The 19985-nt window shown below is 60.0% G+C and carries 18 protein-coding genes; 8 read left to right on the top strand and 10 right to left on the bottom strand.

Annotated elements, in window-relative coordinates:
* Positions 1 to 76 precede the first annotated feature (76 nt).
* From ABIB48_RS07715 to ABIB48_RS07705, 3 genes are all read right to left on the bottom strand, one after another.
* A complete protein-coding gene (locus tag ABIB48_RS07715) occupies positions 77 to 1195 on the bottom strand; it encodes a BMP family lipoprotein (protein WP_502914115.1) in 1119 nt (372 codons plus the stop codon).
* Positions 1196 to 1435: 240 nt separating this feature from the next.
* Positions 1436 to 2644: an amidohydrolase gene (locus ABIB48_RS07710; protein ID WP_354212629.1), complete on the bottom strand. Its 1209-nt coding sequence runs from the start codon at positions 2642 to 2644 to the stop codon at positions 1436 to 1438.
* Between the two features lie 284 nt (positions 2645 to 2928).
* The gene (locus ABIB48_RS07705) at positions 2929 to 4074 is read right to left on the bottom strand and encodes a mannose-1-phosphate guanylyltransferase (RefSeq protein WP_110104938.1); all 1146 of its coding nucleotides are present in this window, start codon (positions 4072 to 4074) and stop codon (positions 2929 to 2931) included.
* 410 nt (positions 4075 to 4484) lie between these two features.
* Here ABIB48_RS07705 and sdhC point away from each other — a divergent pair, with 410 nt between their 5' ends.
* The 4 genes from sdhC to ABIB48_RS07685 all read left to right on the top strand — a co-directional run bounded on the left by sdhC (position 4485) and on the right by ABIB48_RS07685 (position 8017).
* Positions 4485 to 4877 (top strand): succinate dehydrogenase, cytochrome b556 subunit, encoded by a 393-nt coding sequence (gene sdhC / locus ABIB48_RS07700; RefSeq protein WP_110104939.1) that lies wholly within the window; start codon positions 4485 to 4487, stop codon positions 4875 to 4877.
* A 1-nt stretch (position 4878) separates the two neighbouring features.
* Entirely contained in the window at positions 4879 to 5346 is a 468-nt protein-coding gene (locus tag ABIB48_RS07695) for a succinate dehydrogenase hydrophobic membrane anchor subunit (RefSeq protein WP_110104684.1), read from the top strand.
* 80 nt (positions 5347 to 5426) lie between these two features.
* Positions 5427 to 7226 carry a succinate dehydrogenase flavoprotein subunit gene (gene sdhA / locus ABIB48_RS07690; protein WP_354212628.1) on the top strand — a complete coding sequence of 600 codons (1800 nt, stop codon included), beginning with the start codon at positions 5427 to 5429 and terminating at the stop codon, positions 7224 to 7226.
* Positions 7226 to 8017, top strand: a complete 792-nt coding sequence (locus ABIB48_RS07685) for a succinate dehydrogenase iron-sulfur subunit (RefSeq protein WP_110104686.1) — start codon at positions 7226 to 7228, stop codon at positions 8015 to 8017. The genes sdhA and ABIB48_RS07685 overlap by 1 nt, the downstream gene beginning before the upstream one ends.
* Before the next feature lie 149 nt (positions 8018 to 8166).
* Here ABIB48_RS07685 and ABIB48_RS07680 read toward each other — a convergent pair whose 3' ends face one another.
* The 7 genes from ABIB48_RS07680 to ABIB48_RS07650 all read right to left on the bottom strand — a co-directional run bounded on the left by ABIB48_RS07680 (position 8167) and on the right by ABIB48_RS07650 (position 16380).
* Positions 8167 to 10896, bottom strand: a complete 2730-nt coding sequence (locus tag ABIB48_RS07680; protein ID WP_354212627.1) for a LuxR C-terminal-related transcriptional regulator — start codon at positions 10894 to 10896, stop codon at positions 8167 to 8169.
* Positions 10897 to 11088: 192 nt separating this feature from the next.
* Entirely contained in the window at positions 11089 to 12180 is a 1092-nt protein-coding gene (locus tag ABIB48_RS07675; RefSeq protein ID WP_354212626.1) for a YihY/virulence factor BrkB family protein, read from the bottom strand.
* Entirely contained in the window at positions 12158 to 12658 is a 501-nt protein-coding gene (locus ABIB48_RS07670) for a 2'-5' RNA ligase family protein (protein ID WP_354212625.1), read from the bottom strand. Before ABIB48_RS07670 ends, ABIB48_RS07675 begins: the two co-directional genes overlap by 23 nt.
* A 59-nt stretch (positions 12659 to 12717) precedes the next feature.
* Positions 12718 to 13746 (bottom strand): tryptophan--tRNA ligase, encoded by a 1029-nt coding sequence (gene trpS / locus ABIB48_RS07665; protein ID WP_354212624.1) that lies wholly within the window; start codon positions 13744 to 13746, stop codon positions 12718 to 12720.
* Between the two features lie 17 nt (positions 13747 to 13763).
* On the bottom strand, positions 13764 to 14615 hold the full coding sequence (locus ABIB48_RS07660; protein WP_373366672.1) for an exodeoxyribonuclease III: 852 nt from the start codon (positions 14613 to 14615) through the stop codon (positions 13764 to 13766).
* A gap of 47 nt (positions 14616 to 14662) precedes the next feature.
* A complete protein-coding gene (locus ABIB48_RS07655; RefSeq protein WP_146212967.1) occupies positions 14663 to 15286 on the bottom strand; it encodes a hypothetical protein in 624 nt (207 codons plus the stop codon).
* 290 nt (positions 15287 to 15576) lie between these two features.
* Entirely contained in the window at positions 15577 to 16380 is an 804-nt protein-coding gene (locus ABIB48_RS07650; protein ID WP_110104692.1) for a GAP family protein, read from the bottom strand.
* A 125-nt stretch (positions 16381 to 16505) separates the two neighbouring features.
* On the opposite strand from ABIB48_RS07650, the gene ABIB48_RS07645 reads away from it, so the two are divergent.
* The 4 genes from ABIB48_RS07645 (at position 16506) to ABIB48_RS07630 (ending at position 19973) form a co-directional block, all read left to right on the top strand.
* The gene (locus ABIB48_RS07645) at positions 16506 to 17795 is read left to right on the top strand and encodes a sensor histidine kinase (protein WP_146212968.1); all 1290 of its coding nucleotides are present in this window, start codon (positions 16506 to 16508) and stop codon (positions 17793 to 17795) included.
* Positions 17792 to 18451, top strand: coding sequence for a response regulator (locus tag ABIB48_RS07640; protein WP_110104694.1), 660 nt, complete (start codon positions 17792 to 17794; stop codon positions 18449 to 18451). Before ABIB48_RS07645 ends, ABIB48_RS07640 begins: the two co-directional genes overlap by 4 nt.
* Positions 18452 to 18585: 134 nt before the next feature.
* Positions 18586 to 19665, top strand: coding sequence for a M4 family metallopeptidase (locus ABIB48_RS07635; protein WP_354212623.1), 1080 nt, complete (start codon positions 18586 to 18588; stop codon positions 19663 to 19665).
* A complete protein-coding gene (locus tag ABIB48_RS07630; protein WP_110104696.1) occupies positions 19662 to 19973 on the top strand; it encodes a protealysin inhibitor emfourin in 312 nt (103 codons plus the stop codon). Before ABIB48_RS07635 ends, ABIB48_RS07630 begins: the two co-directional genes overlap by 4 nt.
* Positions 19974 to 19985: the final 12 nt, after the last annotated feature.

Raw genomic sequence — 19985 nt, 5'->3', positions numbered from 1 at the left:
CGAAAAAATGGTCACGGCTGACAAACGCGTGTGCTGGGGGCCGCCACCGGCGACCCCCAGCACACGCATCACATTACTACTTCGGGCTGGCCGCAGATTCGACCTTGATGGACCCGTCAATGATCCCCTTCTTGATGTCATCAAGTTGGGTCTTGAGGTCTGCACTGACAGCAGAGTCCAAATCGTGGAACGGCGCAAGTCCTACGCCACCGTTCTCCAGGGTGCCAATGTAGGGCGTGGGGTCAAACTTGCCGTCCATATCTTCCTTGACAACGGTCTCCACTGCTTCTCCCATGGTCTTGATGACTGAGGTCAGCAGGATCTCCTTGTAGGTGGGTGCTGTCAAGAAGCCGTCGGAGTCAACCCATACCAGCTTCACATCCTTGCCGCCCTTATTGGCGGCCAGGATGGCATCTCCTGCACCCTTGCCCAACGGACCGGCAACAGGCATGATCACGTCAGCGCCGTCGGCGATCAGGTTGTTGGTGTTCTTGGTGCCCTCTTGGACAATTTCAAAGGTGTTGGCGAACACGCCCTGCTGGGTTTTGGCGTTCCACCCCAACAGCTTGACATCCTTGCCCTGCTTCTCGTTGTAGTAGTCAACGCCCTGAGCAAAGCCATCCATGAAGATGGTGACGGTGGGGATGTTGATACCACCGAAGGTGCCTACCTTGCCGGTCTTGGAGACGCCGGCTGCAACGTAGCCAGCCATGAACGCGGCTTGGGCTGTGTTGTACACAATTGGTTTGACGTTGGGCAGATCGATGGAATTGTCATCGACGATGGCGTAGTGCAGATCCGTGTTGTCCTTGGCCGCCGTTGCGGTGGCTTCTGCCAGCAAGAATCCGACCGTCACGGTGAGGTTACAGCCAGCGCTGGCCATTGTTGCCAGGTTCGGTGCAAAGTCAGCGGTGGTGGAAGACTGAGCTTCCTTCATCTTAATGCCAAGATCCTTAACGGATTTCTGCATTCCCTCATACGATGACTGGTTGAACGACTGATCGTCGAAACCGCCGGAGTCAGAGACAATGCAGCCAAGGAAGTCAGACGCGGCCGGGTTTTGTGAGCTCGACTCGCCACCACCGGGGGCGGGCGGAGCCTCGCCACAACCTGTCAGAAGCAGTGCCGTGGCACTCAACGCAATGGTGCCCACCAAGGCCCCGCGCTTGACAGTGTTCAAAAGCAAATTTTTCAAAGTTCCTCCATCGGTTGATCGCCGCACTGGAGGGTTGATGGACAACGCAACGCTATCAAGCCCAGCTACTAGATCAACGCTGACCTAGAGGATGAAGCAAAAGCGAATACCCTGACACACCCCAGCATTGCGGCACTACCCCATACCCTAGTGTGATTTCACAGCCAGCGGCCAGTCTCAACCATGTCCAGCCATCCATCGTTGGGTAACTGTTACACAACTCGCAAAATCCCTGCCGAGCTAAGCGGCGGTTGGCTCGCGCAGGGTCCGCAGGGCCGCGGCACACAATACCCGGATGCCTACTGAGAGCGCCCGTTCATCAACAATGTAATCGCCCCGGTGCAGATCGTATTCCTCTCCGCCCGGAACGTGCGTGCCCAACCGCATGAGTGAGCCTGGAATGCCTTGCAGGAACCAGGCAAAATCCTCGCCGCCCATGGACTGCGGTGCCAGCACCACTGAATCATCCCCCAGTTCAGCGCGGGCAGAAGCTTCAATCAGCGCCGTCTCATGCTCTGAGTTCACCACAGGAGGGACGCCGCGCGTGTGCTCCAGATGAACGTCCACCCCGAAGGGTGCAGCACTCTGCTGGACCACCTCATCGAGCAGCTCACCTGCCGCATGCCACGCCTCACGGTCCAGACAGCGCATGGTGCCGCTCATGACACCGTGCACAGGAATGGCATTCGGAGCCGAACCAGCGTGGATCTGACCCCACACCACCGAGACACCGCTGCGCACATCCACCCTCCGGGACAGCACAGCCGGGACACTGATGGCAATCTGTGCTATGGCGAACACCAGGTCCTCGGTCAGGTGCGGGCGCGAGGTATGGCCACCGCGGCCGGTGAGCTCGATCTTGATGGTGTCCGAGGCACTGGTGATGGGCCCAATCCGGGTGCCAATCTTACCCACCTCAATACGGGGGTCACAGTGCAACGCCATGATGCGGGGAACGCCGTCCAGGGCACCCTGGTCTATGCAGGACAACGCGCCTCCGGGCATGGTTTCCTCGGCAGGCTGGAAAACAATCCTGACCCGGCCACCGAGTGGGCTGTGCTCATGCATCCGTGCCAACACCAAGGCGATGCCGAGCATGGTGGCGGTGTGAAAATCATGGCCGCAGCCGTGAGTCACCCCGTGGTTGCGGGAGGCGAAGGGCAGACCCGTTTCCTCAACGATGGGCAGTGCGTCAATATCGCCGCGCAACGCCGTGGCAATGGGTCCTTCCCCAATGTCCACAATGACCCCGGTACCGTCGAGGCGGCGGGGCGCCAACCCGGCGGACACAAGGTGTTCGAAAATTTTCTCCGTAGTGCGGAATTCTTGAAAGGACAGCTCCGGGTGGGCGTGGAGGTCCCGGCGAAACTCTAGGACTTCGGCCAGCACAGGTTCCAGCCACGGGCCTACTAATTCAGTTGCATCTGTTTCCAACGAGTAATTGCGCACACATCAAACTCTAACCACGTCAGAGCCGGGGAACCCCATTGACTTCGCCGCATTACTCCGAGCTTGAGGATCGAGAGCCCGTGGATGGGCCCACGCGCCCGAGGGCCCCGTTTTTTGGTCGCCTGCGACCAAAAGATCGGGAGCCCGTGGATGGGCCCACGCGCCCGAGGGCCCCTTTTTTTGGTCGCCTGCGAGCAAAAAGTCGAGAGCTCGTGGATGGGCCCACGCGCCCGAGGGCCCCGTTTTTTGGTCGCCCGCGACCAAAAAACGGGAGGGCGTGGGGACTACAGGACGTCGGTATCTCCGCGGGCCTTGAGCCCGTCAACAGCCTTTTTTACCAGTTGCGAATGCGCCCTGGTAGTGACCAATAATGCGTCCGGGGTATCCACAACCACCACGTCCTGGATACCGATCAGGGCAATAACACGCTTGGTATCGGTCACCACAATCCCTGTGCTGTCCTCCGTGAAAACTCGTCCGCCTTCGCCAATGACCTTGACGTTTTTATCTTCTTTAGCGCTGCTCAGGCGTGCGATCGCAGCAAAATCTCCTACGTCATCCCAGCTAAAATCACCAGGAATCACGGCCACGTCACCGGCGTCAGCAGCAGGCTCGGCCACCGCATAGTCAATAGCGATCTTGGGCAGCGTGGGCCAAACGCGGTTCTTCACGGCAATCCGGTCCGGGGTGTCCCACGCGGCCGCGATTTCCATCAGGCCTTCATAGAGGCCAGGCTCGTTGGCTTTGAGGTGGCGGAGCATCAGCTCAACCGGCGCCACAAACATGCCTGCGTTCCAGTTGTAGTCACCGCTGGCAAGGTACTCCTCGGCGATTTCCTGGCTCGGCTTTTCCACGAACTTGACCACGGTGTGCGCGCTAGGGGCACCCTCAACAATCAAGGGCTCGCCCGTGCGAATGTACCCGAACCCTGTGGAGGCATGGGTCGGTTTAATGCCGATGGTCACAATCTTGCCCGTAGCTGCGGTGTAGATAGCTTCACGCACGGCAGCCTGGAATTTTTCCACGGGGCTAATGACCTGGTCCGCGGCAAAGGAACCCATGATGGTTGTGGGGTCGCGCATGTACAAGATTGCCGCTGCCAACCCGATGGCAGCTCCTGAATCCTTGGGCTCTGTTTCCAACACCAAATTCTTGTCCAAAATTTCCGGGAGCTGGCGGCAGACCGCTTCACGGTGCGCATCTCCGGTCACCAGCAGCACCCTTTCACCACTCAATGGCTCTAAGCGGTCAAAGGTGGCGCGGATCAAGGTACTGCCACTGCCCGTCAGGTCATGGAGAAATTTCGGTGCTGCAGCCCGGGACAACGGCCAGAGCCTGGTACCAACTCCGCCAGCGGGAATCACGGCGTAAAACCGATCTAAGGGGTCGGTCGAGGCCGGTGTGGGGTCAACCAAATTTTGCGTATTCATCATGACCACCATAATCGATGCGTTTCAAATAGAGCCTTCTGACGCCGTGCAAACACACCGGCGAGGGCGAAAGACCCACCCACGGTAGTAGAAGACGGTAATGCCGGTTGTGCCGGGCGGTGGCACAAGCGGATGCCGGGCTGTTGTAGCCGGGCCCACCGCAGCCGTAGCTGACAGTGGTAGCCGGAGGTAAATGAAGGCAATTAAAGTCGGCACGAGGCCTGCCTTCTTCACCCAATTCTCCCAAATTGCAACGCCGTTGTGATTTGATGCATAGAGCAAGGAGTACCTAAGTTGAATATGCTGTTAGCTAAGCCTAAATTTAGGCTCAAGTATGAGTGCTCACGCCGTGTGCGTTTCCCCGCGTGGAACCACGCCAGCGCAACGGTGACGCAGGGAAGGTTTATTCAGTGCCGACAAAACCAGCTGGCACTCTGTACCGCGGCCGAGAAGGCATGTGGTCATGGGTGGGACACCGTATTACCGGTGTAGTGATTTTTATTTTCTTGTTGGTGCACGTTCTCGACACCTCTTTGGTGAGGGTTTCCCCTGAGGCGTACACCGCAGTCATTGGGGCGTATAAAAACCCCATTATGGGTTTGGGTGAAGCGGCTCTTGTCGCAGCAATTGTGTTCCACGCCTTCAACGGCCTGCGCATTATTGCCATCGATTTTTGGAAAAAGGGACCCAAGTACCAGCGTCAGATGCTCTGGGGCGTACTCGCTCTGTGGGCTGTGACGATGATTCCGTTCCTGATCCGTCACCTCACCATTGTCTTCTCCAATTTCTTCGGAGGGAACTAAATTGAGTACAAACTCCATCGCGTCCCCGCGCTCCAACAGCGCGCAGTCGCCCAAGTACAAGCGCAACAAGGCATCGCATTCGAGCTTTGAAATGTTCGCGTGGCTGTTCATGCGCCTCTCCGGTGTGGTCCTGATCGTTCTGATCTTCGGTCACCTCTTCGTCAACCTCATGTTGGGCGAAGGCATTCATGCGATCGACTTCGGTTTTGTTGCCGGCAAGTGGTCCGATCCGTTCTGGCAGATCTGGGACCTGGCCATGCTGTGGCTTGCCATGCTGCACGGCACCAACGGTGTGCGCACCATCATCAACGATTACGCTGAGCGCAATGGCACCCGGATGACTCTCAAGACAATCCTGTATGTGGCTAGCGCCGTCATCATCGTCTTGGGCACCCTGGTCATCTTCACTTTTGATCCCTGCCCTCCCGGCGCGGTCATCGACCTCCCGTCCTTCTGCCCCGTTCCTTAGTTTTAGGAACGTCCCCTTACCGGGGTGGCAAGAAGTGAACACCAGTTTTTAGTGCAGTACAGAGAGAAAGAGCATCCAGTATGCAGGTCCACAAATACGACGTTGTAATCGTCGGGGCCGGTGGCGCAGGAATGCGTGCCGCCATTGAATCCGGACAGCGCGCCCACACCGCCGTCCTGACCAAGCTCTACCCCACTCGCTCCCACACAGGTGCGGCCCAGGGCGGCATGTGTGCAGCACTTGCCAACGTGGAAGAGGACAACTGGGAGTGGCACACCTTTGACACCGTCAAGGGTGGGGACTACCTGGTAGACCAGGACGCTGCGGAGGTCATGGCCAAGGAAGCCATTGACGCCGTGATCGACCTGGAAAAGATGGGTCTGCCGTTCAACCGCACACCCGAAGGCCGCATTGACCAGCGCCGGTTCGGCGGTCACACTCGCGACCACGGCAAGGCTCCTGTCCGCCGTTCCTGCTACGCAGCAGACCGCACCGGTCACATGATCTTGCAGACCCTGTACCAAAACTGTGTCAAGCACAACGTTGAGTTCTACAATGAGTACTACGTTTTGGATCTGTTGACGGTTGATGAGGAAGCCACCCGCGAGGACGGCACCGTCTACCTGCAGAAGAAGATTGCCGGCGTGGTCTCCTATGACCTTGCCACAGGCGAATTGCACATCTTCCAGGCCAAGTCGGTGATTCTGGCCACCGGCGGCGCAGGCAAGGTCTTCAAGACCACCTCCAACGCCCACACCCTGACCGGCGACGGCATGGGCATCGCGTTCCGCAAGGGCATCCCGCTGGAGGACATGGAGTTCTTCCAGTTCCATCCGACAGGCCTTGCCGGTTTGGGCATCCTGCTCTCCGAAGCCGCCCGCGGCGAGGGCGCAATCTTGCGCAACTCCGAGGGTGAGCGCTTCATGGAGCGTTACGCCCCCACCATCAAGGACCTGGCCCCGCGTGACATAGTTGCCCGGTCCATGGCCAACGAAGTTCGTGAAGGCCGCGGTTGTGGCCCGAACAAGGACTACGTTCTCCTTGATTTGACCCACCTGGAACCGGCTCACATCGACGCCAAGCTCCCGGACATCACCGAGTTCGCCCGCACCTACCTGGGTGTGGAACCGTACACGGAGCCTGTTCCCGTGTTCCCCACGGCCCACTACGCCATGGGCGGTGTTCCTACGAACATCACCACCGAGGTTCTGCAGGATAACGACACCATCATCCCCGGCTTGTACGCAGCCGGTGAAGTGGCCTGCGTTTCGGTCCACGGCTCCAACCGTTTGGGCACCAACTCGCTGCTGGATATCAACGTGTTCGGCAAGCGCGCAGGTGTAGCTGCTGCCGAATACGCCAAGGGTGCCGATTGGGTTGAGCTGCCGCAGAACCCGGAAGCTGACACCCGCGCATTGCTGGACCACATACGGACCTCCGACGGCGGCGAAAAGGTAGCTGCGATCCGCAAGGAACTGCAGGACACCATGGACGCCAACATGCAGGTGTTCCGCACCGCCGATTCGCTGAATAAGGTTCTTGGCGATATTGCCGGCTTCGAAGAACGTTATTCCCGCATCACCGTCCAGGACAAGGGCAAGCGCTTCAACCTTGACTTACTTGAGGCTGTTGAGCTGGGCTTCTTGCTGGAACTGGCCAAGGTCATGACGGTTGCTGCCCTGCACCGTCAAGAGTCACGCGGCGGTCACTACCGCGAGGACTTCCCGGACCGTGATGATGAGAATTTCATGAAGCACTCCATGGCTTATCTTGATTCCGGTGTCACGGCAGATAGCTCCAAGGAGCACATTGCTGGTATCCGTTTGGAGACCAAGCCTGTTGTTGTTACCCGTTACCAGCCCATGGTGAGGAAGTACTAATGAGCGCCGTAGAAGCTGAATTGCCGGAGCCGGCATCAAAGATTGAACTGCCTGTCCACCTCGGTGGCGGCGGAGAAATCCCAACTTTTGACGTCACCTTGCGTGTGCGTCGCTACGACCCCGAATTTTCGGAAGAGTCAAAGTGGGAAGACTTCACCATGACCATGTACGGCACCGACCGTGTGTTGGATGCCCTGCACAAGGTCAAGTGGGAGCAGGACGGCTCGCTGTCCTTCCGCCGTTCCTGTGCGCACGGCGTGTGCGGTTCCGATGCCATGCGCATCAACGGCCGTAACCGTCTGGCCTGCAAGACCCTGCTGAAAGACCTGGACACGTCCAAGCCCATCACGGTTGAGCCCATCAAGGGCCTGCCCGTTGAGAAGGACTTGATTGTGGATATGGAACCGTTCTTCCAGTCCTTCCGTGAGGTCATGCCCTTCCTGGTCAACCGCGACCACGCCCCCACCAAGGAACGTCTGCAGTCCGCTGAGGAACGCGCGCGTTTTGACGACACCACCAAGTGCATCCTGTGCGCCGCGTGCACGTCTTCTTGCCCCGTCTTCTGGACCGATGGCCAGTACTTCGGCCCGGCAGCCATTGTGAACGCGCACCGCTTCATCTTTGACTCCCGTGACGACGCAGGAGATATGCGTCTGGAGATCCTCAATGACAAGGAAGGTGTGTGGCGTTGCCGCACCACCTTCAACTGCACCGAAGCATGCCCGCGCGGTATCCAGGTCACCCAGGCCATTGCCGAGGTCAAGCAGGCCATCCTGGCCCGCCAGATCTAGTAGTTGCCGAACTACAAAGCGCCGCTCCCCTTGTGGGGGCGGCGCTTTTGTGTTTCCTGTACTTCTTACCCCCATTTCCCACAGTACGACGCCGGGAGGTGGGCTCACGCTGGCAAAGGTGAGCCCGCGCCGTCGTACTTGCGCTGACACTAGCGGGAGGTGGCCTCGAGTTCATCCAGGGCCTCGGCAATGTCATCGCGGGACTTGATGTTCAACTTCTGATAGATCTTCACGGCATGGGTTTCAGCGGTTCGTTTGGAGATAACAAGCTTCTTTGTGATCTGGCTATTGCTGTAGCCCAAGGCCAGGAGAAAGGCGAGCTGCTGTTCACGTGGCGTGAGAATTTGCAGCGGGGTTGCTGGCACAAAAAGTCCGCGGCGCGCCAACAGTCTGGCTGCATCCCCGCGGCTGGGAACACCGCCGGCAACAATGTGCTCACAGCTTGCCAAAAGTGGGGCCGCTAGCGGCGCGTCCATGCCGCGGGCCAGCCCCCGCGCTCTGTCAAGCTGCTCGGGGGTGAGCCCTCCGCCCGCACAGCACGCCAGAAGGTGCAGCGCCCGCAACTCCATGAGCGCAAAGTCGAAGGTCCCAGCCAGCTCAATGAGCGCCAGTGCCTCCGCTTCTTCGCCTCCGTTAGGCGCATACATTGCCGCGAGGAGCAGCGCATAGCGGGAGGGTAGTTCCAGTAGGCGGCTCTCACCCGTGGTGCGGTTGAGTAGTTGCTGACGCACTTGGGCGGAGGCCACGTGGTTGCCGTTGGCGGCATGGGCCAACGCAAGGGTTGCCAGGAGCATGCCCTCAGAGCCGGTACCGGAAAAGTCCTCCAGTTCAGCACAGGCCAAGGTCAGGTTCTGTGCTGCCGCCGGCCATTCACCATTCATGGACGCCAGCAGTCCTTGGCCAAAAGCCACAAGAGTCTTGCGTATCTGCACGTGTCCGGGGTTGCGTGAAATGGCAGTGTTCATCAGCCCGTAAATGAACGAGGCTTCGCGGACGTTACCGGTGAGCATGTCAGAAAGGCACCAGGCGCCAATAATTTCACCGGCCGCAAGGGGGTACTTGCTCATGGATCTCACAGCATGTGTCATTTGTGTTCGGGCGAGGGCGCGTGCCTGTTTTGCCTCCCCGCGCTGACCCAAAGAGATGATGCTGGTAGATGCCAGCGGAAGAAAATGCGGTGTTGAGCGGGTGGCCTTGTGGGTTTCGCTTTGCACACGGGCGGATTCCAACATGTTGCCGCCGTAGCTCAGGTGAATTCCCCGGGAGGCGCGGAGGCGAATTTTTGCAGCCTGAACGGGCAATTTGGAGGAACTTAGAAGTTCTTCTGCCCAGTCCAGGACCTTCAACGCATCCTCCCATCGGCCCTGCTGAAGTACATACGCATCAGCTAGCACCGTTGCCAGATCGGCGGCCAAGGCGTTGCGTTGCTCTCCGTCGGGGAGGTACACCACAGTATTTTGGGCACGCTGAGCATCGGCGGAAACGGCCTCCGGATTGTTGCTGAAGCGCTGCGCTTCAATCCGGCTGATGAATGCCTGGGCTCGGAGCGTGGCAGGCGCCCCGGCATGGCGCAGGATCAAGGTGGCCGTGCGGATACGGAAGGCATAGTCGGTGAGCATGCGCCCGTATCCGAAGGCTTCCGCCAACAACCACATAGGTACCTCAGTGCCCGCATCCAGCGCCCACCCCACCACCGTGAGTAACTCGGAAATGTCCCCCGTCCAGACATATTGTGCTGCTTGCGACCCTGATGCTTGTGGCACTGCTGCTTGTGGCCTTGCCGGTGCCACCCCCTGAGGGGCTTGCTGGGCGTAGCGGGCCATGGCGGCCGTGTAGAGGGCGAGGTAATGGCTTCGGCATTGGGCCGGGCTCAGCAGACCTTCCATGGCCTCACCAAAAATGGGGTGCGTGAGTGAAACGATTCGCCCTAGGTTTGCCGAGTTGTTGGAAAGTCTAATGAGTCCGGATTCAGCCAGCGCCTCAAGAGCCTCCAGGCTCACTTGCCGGCCAAGTAAGTCCAGCGGCACAGGAGCACACAGCGCCACTATCTCAAAGGCGGCTCTTTGCTCCGCTGAGAGCTGTTCAATTTCAACGCGGAGAATATCAGCCAGTGATGTGCCTGCCGGTAATTCTCCTGCCCAAACCCACAGCCCCTGCCGCATTTGCAGCTGCTCAGAGGTTTTGAGCACACGGAGAAGTTCGTGCAGAAACAGAGCATTCCCGCCGGTCATTTGGTGCAACTTTTCAACGGTTTCCACCGCAAAGGCCCGATCAGGGAGAATGTTGGCGGCAAACTCACCCGTCTCGCTCAGGGAGAGCTCAGGGACGTCAATGCGCCGCAGAGTTCCGTCCCGCCACGCCCGGACAAGTGTCCCGGACGGGCCAGGAGTGCTCCGACAGGTGAGGATCACCCGGACATCGGTGCGGGAGAGGAGGTATTCCAGAACCGCTTCACTCATCTGGTCCAGTAGCGGCACATCATCAATGTGGATGATCAGACGCCCGGCTTTTGCGCCGGCCCGGCCTTCAAGCCCAGCGAGGTGGTCCAGGCAGGACTGGATGATATATTCACCCACACGCTCCGGGCGCCGAGTATCAAGGTGGTTCTCTTCTGAGAACACCGAGTCAAATACGGCCAGAGGGGTGCGTCGCGTTGCCTCCGTCGCGGCAAAAGCCATCACCTGCAGCCCTGGAGTCTGGCTGCACAGCTTCTCAAGTGAATGGACAGCCAGCGAGGTCTTACCCACTCCCCCTGCGCCTACCAGAAGCAGGTTTGAGCCGGGCCGTCCAATATCTGAAACCACCTGCTCCACAAGCTGCTTACGGCCCAGAAACTCGCGCCGTCGCAGCGCCGAGTGCCGCAAGCTCATTCTTGACATATGCAATTATTCCATCCGGTGAAATACTGGCCGACTTAGGCAAAACGGATACTCTCGCGTTCATGATGAAGCCCGCTGTATTGCTTGCACATCCCACACTCAGATACGGGGCTTTTGAATGCCTTCGATTACTTCACTTCATACTAGTTCAGAGCTACCAAGCATTGACAAGAGATGACGGCGGACCAGGAACTAACGGGCACCCTTGCGGGGACGCAGATCTGCCGCCAAAACAGCCGCAATAGCCGCCGAGATTAAGTACACCTGGCTGAGAAGGAAGAACCAGACAAACAAACCCAGGATCACGGCAAAGGGTGCCAAAAGTCTGTTATTGGTGATTCCGTTCAGGAGCAGGGCGCTGAAAAACCGCAGGACGGTGGCGCCTGCACCGGAAAACAGGGCCGCCAGTATCAGGACCCGACCCCGCATGCGCACCCTGGAGGCGATGCTGAACATGACCATGGCTACGGCCACATCCAAGATGAGCATCAAGGCCATCGAGCTACATCGTGCCACCGCACCGGTCAAGAACGAGCCTATTCCCAGTAATTCGCTCACGCTGCCCATAGCTGCCGTGCTCAGCAAACCAAGGATGCTGGTCAGCACCAGTGCCACGGCCAGCACGAGGAGGGTCCCGCCGTCGCGCATTTTGGAAAGGACCGGGTTGGTCCGGTCCCTGGCCAAGCCCAGAATGGACCGGATGCCTTCACGCAGGCCGTTGATCCAGCCCATGGCGGTAACTAACAAGGCGGCCAAAGACACCAGCAGTGTCGCTCCGAAGCCGCCAGTGCCCAGGAGCTGATCTGGCGTGGCCAGCCCTCCAGCACCGGTGTCGATGAGCCCGGGCGTGCTCTCGGCAACCAGCTCGATCACGGCGTCGCGCAAAACATCATTGCCGGCCGCGAATATGCCAAAGATGGCGAACCCGGCAACCAGCATGGCACCGACGGAGAAGAACATCAGGTAGGCGTTGCCTGCGGCGAGGAGGGGGCCGCGGCGGCGCGTGTACAAGTTCCATACCCGGACCACAAAGCTCTGCCCCGCCCAAGCGTTGAGCCACTGAAACAGTGTGCTCAGCTGTGCAAACTGGTTCCCGCTGGCACGCGCCTTCCGAAAGGATTCGCGTTTCTCCACGGTCCACGCCGCGAGGCCAACGCGGTCCAAGGGGCTGGGCGGGGGCTTCTCCGGGGCGGCCATGGGGCGTTTGGCAGCTATACCCGGTGCCAAAAATCCCGGAAAATGTCCTGAAAGCTGGGCACGGCTAGGTTCTGGAAGTTCCTCCAAGAATCAGCTCCTCGCGCAGCGCCCAGCTACCTCCAATGAAGTTGTAGAGCCCAATACTGACCACCTCAAAGTCCGCTTCAAAACCTGCCATCTCGGCCTTGGCCTTGGCCATGGTGGCCTCGGGCAGATCGTGGGCAATGGTCAGATGCGGGTGAAATTCAAATTCAAGCAAATGCTCCAGAGGACCCTGTAGCAGCTTGGTGTGCAACTCGGCACAATCTTCAGCGCCCAGGTCAACGTTGAGGAACACCACGGCAGAGAGGGGTTCAAAGGTCCCGGTACCCCGTAAAGAAAGATGGAACGGAGCAAAGTCTGCGGCAATACGGCGCACATGCTCTGCCGCCGCAGCCCACGATTCCTTAGTCCGCCCTGACACCAAGGTGACATGGGCAGGTACAACAGGCATTTCCGGACCAGCATACTCGGCACGCTTGTGCGCTAAGTCCGCGGTCAGGGACGCGGGCAAGGAAATGATCACACCTAAACTATCGGCGTGCGGTACCAGTGAACCACCACTCTGCCCAATGCCCGGCACTATTATCCAACCGCCCCGAGCGGAGGCAGGAAACCTACCTTGGCGTAGACGTCAGCGAGGGTTACCGAGGCAATTTCACGTGCCTTGGCCGCACCCTTTGCCAGCAACGCATCCAGCTCCGCAGGATCGTCAAGCAACTCCAGCGTGCGTGCACGGATGGGCTCCAGCCGTGCCACAACTGCCTCGGCAACATCAACCTTCAAATGACCGTACATCTTGCCATCGTACTCAGTCACCAGCGTCTCCACTGATTTGCCTGTCAACGTGGAGAGGATTTCCAGCAGGTTGGTGACTCCAGGCTTAGATTCGCGGTCGTGGGCAATCACCGTGTCCGCGTCGGTGACGGCGGACTTGATGCGCTTGGCAGTGACCTTGGGATCATCGAGTAAATTGATCAGACCGTTGGGGCCAGAGGCGGACTTGGACATTTTGGCACTCGGATTTTGCAGGTCATAAATGCGTGCACCCTCCTTCTGAATGAAGGCCTCGGGAACCACGAATGTCTCGCCAAAACGGTAATTGAATCGCTTGGCCAAGTCCCGTGCCAGCTCAACATGCTGACGCTGATCATCACCCACCGGCACCCCCTCGGGACGGTACAGCAGAATATCTGCAGCCATCAACACGGGGTAGGTGAAGAGGCCCACGCTGGCAACATCGGCCCCACCCTTGGCGGACTTATCCTTGAACTGGGTCATGCGCGACGCCTCACCGAAGCCGGTGATGCAGTTCAAAACCCACGCCAGTTGGGCATGTTCGGGAACATGTGATTGGACAAACAGGGTCGATTTTTCAACGTCGATCCCGCCGGCAATGTACTGTGCCGCCGTCTTACGGGTGCGGGCCCGCAGTTCTGCCGGGTCCTGCTCCACAGTGATGGCATGCATGTCAGGGATGAAGAACAGGGTCTGGTATTCGTCCTGGGTTTTTACCCAGTTGACGAGTGCTCCGAGGTAATTGCCAAGGTGCAGACTGTCGCCTGAGGGCTGCATGCCGGACAAGACGCGCGGGCGTTGGGTACTCTCACTCATGATGATTGATTCGTCCTTTAGAACTTGTAATCGACAACAAGCGGGGCATGGTCAGAGAAGCGCTCCTCGTAAGAGGCTGCCCGGTCCACCACACAGCTCTGAGCCTTCGCCGCTAAGCCTGGCGTGGCGGCATGGTAATCGATGCGCCATCCGGTGTCATTGGTGAAGGCCTGCCCTCGGTTGGACCACCAGGTGTAGGGTCCGTCTACTTCGCCAGCCAGCTCGCGTGCAACGTCCTTCCAACCAATTTCCTCGCCAAAGAACCTGTCAAAGTAAGCGCGTTCCTCGGGCAGGAACCCGGAGCGCTTGACATTGCCCTTCCAGTTCTTGATGTCTAGGGTTTTGTGACCAACGTTGAGATCGCCCACCACCAGGGCATGATCGCTCGCAGCAGCAAGTTGCGGCAGGCGCCCGATCATGGTGTCCAGGAAACGGAATTTGTCTTCTTGCTTAATGGTGCCAACCTCGCCGGAGTGGACGTAGGCGCTCACCACGGTCAGGGTCTGCGGCGTGCCATCGGATCCGTTGATCACATAGTCGGCCTCGACCCAGCGACCGGTGGTGGCAAAGTATTCCTCGCCAATACCAATGCGCGTGGCAACGGGTTCCAGAACATCCTTGCGGGTGGCGATCAAGACCCCGGCACGGCCCTTCGCCTCAGCCTCAGCATGGAGTACGTGCCATTCCTCGCCCAGGAAACCCTCAACGATGGCATCTGGTGCGCGGACCTCTTGCAGGCACAGAATATGCACATCTCGCTCGGCAAGCCAGGGGCCCATGCCGTTCTTGTAGGCGGCCCTGATGCCGTTGACGTTGACGCTTGCGATCCTCAATTGACCGTTTTCGATACCGTTACTCACTTGTTCCACCTTACCTGCAGCTACCCGCAGATCCTTGTTGTGCCACCCCGGCGCTATTAGTCGATGATGACGCCGCTGACGGGCTCCTCACCGTCTCCGCTCTGAGCCGGACGGGTGGCGTTCCGGGGGTTTTCGCCTTGGCGTTCCGCGTTCTTCTTGAGCATGGCCGCATCCATTTTGGCTTCCTGCTCTTCCCAATTCGGGTTGATCATGCCCCGGCCGTTGGTGGCGGTGATGTCAATGGTGTCCAGCGCACGGGCCACCATTTCAGGGTCCTTGCCCAAGTATTCGTTGACGACGCCAATCTGGACGCTGATGATTTTGAAGGAATGATCCAGCTTCATTTCACGCGCCTTCTGCGCCGAGCGTGAGCCGGAGTCCTGCGAGACCAGGTGAGTGCCGCCGTCGGACGGGGCATTGGCGCTGTTTTGCTGCGCCATCTGAGCCTGTGCCAGTGCTACCTGCCGGGCGCCAAACGCTGCAGCTTTGTGTACCCCGATGTAGACGGCGGTGGAGAGCACCAGCCAGCCCAAGGCAATCGCGGCGATGACCCAACCGAGCACGGTGAAGTTGTTAGCTGCCATCACCACGGCAACGAGGAACACGATCGCCAGCACAATGGTGCCGAGGCCTGTGAATTTGCTGGGTTTCGACATTTTGCCAGATACAGGAGAAGTCATGGTTCCATTCTCTCAAATCCCGCGGACACTCCAGACCGCCTTCCACCAGCGGCGAACGCGGGTGCGGCCACCAGGGCGTTCACCGCTCCCAGCCCCGCTAACCTTCCCCGCCCGTCCCCCACATCCGCGCCCGTAAGACCGGTAGCGGATGTGGGGGACGGTAGCGGATGTGGGTGCTCCTCTTGCCTGGAGTTAACTTGTGCGCCACCACGGCAGTCTGACGTTGGGCAACTTGTTCACTGGCGCCGCCCCAGCACTCCCGCCGTGCGCTGAGCAACCGGATCCTGGACCTACTTAAACGGGTTCCAGGGCGCATCAGGGGCCAACACTGACAATCCGCCCCGCAACAGCAGGAAGCCCACAATACCCACCACCCATAGCAGCGTCTCCCCCGCAATTTTTCCCAACGTGGCGCGGACCCGCTGCAACAACGGATCCAGCCGGCGTCCTAAGAGCACACGCAGCAGCACAAGAACCAGTGCCGGGATCAGCATGAGCAAACAATAGATGGCAAGCACCGCAATTTCTCCAGGCAGCGCCAGCGTTGAGTTGGATAGGAACCTAATGGCCACCAAGTACGGAAGCATGGTGGGTAGTTCCAACAATCCTGCCAATAGCGCCAAGCCGACAATGCCGCCCGGGCTAAGCAGGGCCTTGGACAACCTCTTGTGCCATTTGATTTCGGCGCCTGCAACAGCGGCGCCGGTGCCCGTCCCGGCGGTGCCAGTCCCGGCAACGCCAGCAGACGAGTCCGCTGAGACGATGGCCCGCTGCTTCTCCCTCTTCGCCGGGTTCGGCGCCAACGCATACGCCAGCATGCCTGCCCCACCCAACAGCATGACCCACTGGATCACTGGGAGCTGTTCCAATGATCCACCGTTCAAACCGTTGAGCGCCCACTCAAGACCGCTGAGCATGGCGATTCCAATCAACAAATAAAAGAACGCCAACACACCAAGGTACAGCAGGATCCGTGGAAGAATCCGGCGGGCATCGGGGCGTAAGAGCAGCCAGAGCGGGATCAGCAATGTTCCTATGCTGGTGCTGTCAATAAGGGCCAATACGGCAAGTTGGGCATAGATGGCAATAGTCATGCTTCCAGCGTGCCCACGCCCTTCCCGCACCGCGTCGGCCAGGGGAACCACAACCTGTCATACCTTCGTCGCATGAATGCCGTGTTTGGCTTGCTGCGCCCGCTGTGGCACGGAACACTGGTGGCATGGTCCAATCCCCCGCAGCCACCCGTCCACTGCCGCTGTTGCGGCGCTTGGGTGGCAGATTCATGAGTCTTGACGTGCGCAATATTGGCAACATCAAGATCGAGGATATGGCCCTGTCCGGTGGCTACTTTGCTATTTTTTGGCTCCTGGAGGCTGTCAACCTCACCGCTTTCGGCAGCCTCAAGGTCGAAGCTTTCGCGTCCGCTTGGCCAGCCATTGCCGTGCTGGGCTGCGCGGGTGTATTGTTCCGCCGGACCTCCCCCACTGCCATGGCATGGATGTGTGGCACCGCAGCCGTGGGCTTGCTCCTGGCTGGTCAGGCCGGGGCGTTCTTGCTGATGTTCGAGCTCTTCTTCTCCTTGGTCCTCTTTGGGACTGCACGGGCCTCAGCGCTTGCATCACACGCCGCATGGGTTCTCTCCGCGCTATCTGTGGCGGGCGCCTTCGCTCTCTTCCGGGATGCCGGAATTGCCGTTGCCGCCGGCTTCATCGCCGTCCTCACTCTCCTGACCCCAGCGGAGTGGGCCGGGAACTTGCGCAAAGCCAATCAGCTTGCGGACAGTGAATCCGCCCGCGCCGATGCCGTCCAGGAGGCGTCCCGGCAACGCCTGCTGGCCGAACGCAACGCCCATGATTTAGCCCTGGAGCATGAAAGAGCGCATCTGGCGCGGGAGCTCCACGACGTCATCTCCGCCCGGCTCTGCGCCATTGCACTGCAGTCCGGGGCTGCGCTCCATGGCGCCCCAGAGGGATCGGGCCGCGTTCTCCTGCACCAAATCCGCGGTGAAAGTGTTGCCGGCCTGGAAGAACTGAACACCATGATCCGGCTCCTGCATACCAGAGAGGTTTCCGAGTCCCCGGGCAGGCTTGCTGATCTCGAATCTCTGACCGAGTCCCGCCGGGCTGCCGGGCTTGAGGTACATCTGGACAATGCCATGGACGACGGCGGACATCACCTACCGCTGTCCGTGCAGACCGCGGTGTACCGCATAGTGTCCGAGTCCCTAATCAACGCTGCCAAACATGCCCCGGGTCAGCCGGTGGATATTTCCCTTGCCGCCAGTGGTCCGGGGGAAGAGCTTGTGGTGAGCGTGCGGAACCTGCTTCCGAGTGATCCCAGCGGTGCCCCCACAGGAACAGGAACCGGCATCCCAAGCATGCATTTCCGTGCCACGCATGCCGGCGGAATGCTGAGAACCGGCCCCGAGGAGGAACACTGGGTGGTCCGTCTGCGGCTTCCGCACCAGCCCCAGGACAGCACCGATCCCAACGAAGGAGCGCGTGCATGAGCCTGCCCCGCTCCCCCGCCCCCATCACAGTGCTGATAGTTGATGACCACGCAGCCATCAGGCTCGGCATGCGCATGGTGGTAAACACTTCCCCGGACATGGAGGTAGTGGGCGAGGCCGGTGACGGTGCAACGGCACTTAGCATGGCACGGGCCCTGCGTCCGGACGTGGTGCTCATGGATTTGCGCATGCCCGGCATGGACGGCATCGAGGCCACCAAAACCATCACCGAGGAAAGGCTCGCCAGCGTCCTGGTGCTGACCACCTTTGACCACGACGCGCAACTATTTGGCGCGCTCCGGGCCGGTGCCTGCGGGTTCCTGCTCAAAACAGCCGAACCGGAAGCGATCACGGCAGCCATACGCCGGGTGCATGGTGGAGATCAGGTCATTGCCCCAGAGGTAACGGCCCGGATTGTGGCCGCAGCGTTGTCGGGCAAGCAGGCGCCGGTGCCGGATCCTGCCCCTGTTCCGGGCCTGGCGGAGCTGACGGAGCGCGAACGGGAGGTGTTTGCCGCCCTCGGCGAGGGCCTGAGCAACCACGTGATCGGGCGCCGTCTGGGAATCTCCGAGGCCACCGTAAAAACCCACGTCTCGCGGGTGCTCTCCAAGCTGGGCCTGGCGTCGCGGGTGCAGGCGGCGCTGCTGCACAAGTAGCAGCCCATCGCGCTCCCTTGCCGCCGGCCAACTTCGGGTCCATCATGGGGGAACGGAGCATAGAGGGCTCGCGCCTGGGTCAACAGGCACTGCGCCGCTCTCATGGGGCGGTTGCTGGGGAAAAGGAGAACGTCATGGGAGCAATAAGGAAACCCACCCGGTGCAGCATTGCGCCACCGGATTTGTTGGGTAGGTTAGCTGTGGAGGGAACACCTGAGCAGCGTGAAGCGGCCACCTGTGCACTGGCCACCTCCGCGGCCATGCGGTCCCAGCGGGCCGTGATGGGCCAGCTGGGCCGGCGGTTGAACATCCGCACCGGGTCCCTGGCAGGCGCCACCTTGGAGACGGGCGAACGGCTGAGCGTCTACGACAACCAGACACAAGGCCGGCAGTTCCTGCCCGGCGTTTTGGTGCGCGGCTGGGAGGCGCCTGCCGTGGTGGACACGTCAGTCAACCAGGCCTATGACGGCAGCAACGCCACCTATGAGTTCTACCGCGACCAGTTTGGCCGCAGCTCACTGGACGGGGTTGGCATGGAACTCGTCTCCACGGTCCACTACGGTGTCGGATTCGACAATGCTTTCTGGGACGGTTCGCAAATGGTGTATGGCGACGGCAGCGGGCGAATCTTCAAGATCGGCGCCCTGACCAGTGCCATCGACGTGATTGCCCACGAGCTCACGCATGGTGTCACGGAGTTCACTGCCGGGCTCGTCTACAGCAAACAGTCAGGCGCACTGAATGAATCCTTCTCCGACGTTTTTGGTTCCCTGGTCAAGCAGCATAGCCTCAACCAGACGGCGGCAGAGGCCAGCTGGCTGATTGGCGAAGGAATCTTGGTCCCCGAGCTGGGGGCGGCACTGCGTTCCATGATTCACCCTGGCACCGCCTACTCCGGGGACCGGCAGCCCGGGAACATGGCAGATTACGTGAACCTGCCGGACAACAACGATCCACGCAACGACAACGGCGGGGTGCACATCAACTCCGGCATTCCCAACCGTGCCTTCGCGCTGGCAGCAATTGCCTTGGGCGGACACGCCTGGGAAAAGGCCGGCCGGATCTGGTACGAGGTCCTGACTACCAGGCTGCGCCCCAGTACACAATTTGATGCAGCCGCCCACGCCACCATTGATGTAGCGGGGATGATCTTCGGAGAGGCTGAGCAAGTTGCCGTCCACAACGCGTGGAAGGAAGTTGGAGTACTCTCATGAAATTGACCATCATCCGGGCCGGCGGCATTGCCGGAATCGTGGCCCGGACAGAGCTGGACCAGCAGGCCCTGCCGAAATCGGCGGCGAAGGACTTTGCCGGGGAAGTCAGTAGAGCTAGGCTCTCCGACCAGCCGCCACCTCCTCCCGATGTGCCAAGGCCCGACACCCAGTTATACGAACTCAATCTGGAATGGACTGGGCGCGAGGTCACGGCGCGCTATACGGATGACAGCCTCCCTGAGGACGTCCGGCTGCTCGTGGCCTGGGTGGACAGCCGTCCGGAGAGGGTGGAATCGATCGAGTTGTAATCCCGCGCCTAG

The sequence above is a fragment of the Arthrobacter sp. UYCu511 genome (assembly GCF_040547105.1).
In the GTDB taxonomy this organism is placed as follows: Bacteria; Actinomycetota; Actinomycetes; order Actinomycetales; family Micrococcaceae; genus Specibacter; species Specibacter psychrochitiniphilus.
This window is presented reverse-complemented; position numbering and strand designations above follow the sequence as displayed.

Bases quoted from the DNA above. Each gene is read 5' to 3' on its own strand.
- sdhA (WP_354212628.1), top strand. From the start codon at position 5,427: ATGCAGGTCCACAAATACGACGTTGTAATCGTCGGGGCCGGTGGCGCA.
- ABIB48_RS07640 (WP_110104694.1), top strand. From the start codon at position 17,792: ATGAGCCTGCCCCGCTCCCCCGCCCCCATCACAGTGCTGATAGTTGAT.
- ABIB48_RS07645 (WP_146212968.1), top strand. From the start codon at position 16,506: ATGGTCCAATCCCCCGCAGCCACCCGTCCACTGCCGCTGTTGCGGCGC.
- ABIB48_RS07705 (WP_110104938.1), bottom strand. From the start codon at position 4,074: ATGAATACGCAAAATTTGGTTGACCCCACACCGGCCTCGACCGACCCC.
- trpS (WP_354212624.1), bottom strand. From the start codon at position 13,746: ATGAGTGAGAGTACCCAACGCCCGCGCGTCTTGTCCGGCATGCAGCCC.
- ABIB48_RS07650 (WP_110104692.1), bottom strand. From the start codon at position 16,380: ATGACTATTGCCATCTATGCCCAACTTGCCGTATTGGCCCTTATTGAC.
- ABIB48_RS07655 (WP_146212967.1), bottom strand. From the start codon at position 15,286: ATGACTTCTCCTGTATCTGGCAAAATGTCGAAACCCAGCAAATTCACA.
- ABIB48_RS07635 (WP_354212623.1), top strand. From the start codon at position 18,586: ATGGGAGCAATAAGGAAACCCACCCGGTGCAGCATTGCGCCACCGGAT.
- ABIB48_RS07680 (WP_354212627.1), bottom strand. From the start codon at position 10,896: ATGTCAAGAATGAGCTTGCGGCACTCGGCGCTGCGACGGCGCGAGTTT.
- ABIB48_RS07630 (WP_110104696.1), top strand. From the start codon at position 19,662: ATGAAATTGACCATCATCCGGGCCGGCGGCATTGCCGGAATCGTGGCC.
- ABIB48_RS07685 (WP_110104686.1), top strand. From the start codon at position 7,226: ATGAGCGCCGTAGAAGCTGAATTGCCGGAGCCGGCATCAAAGATTGAA.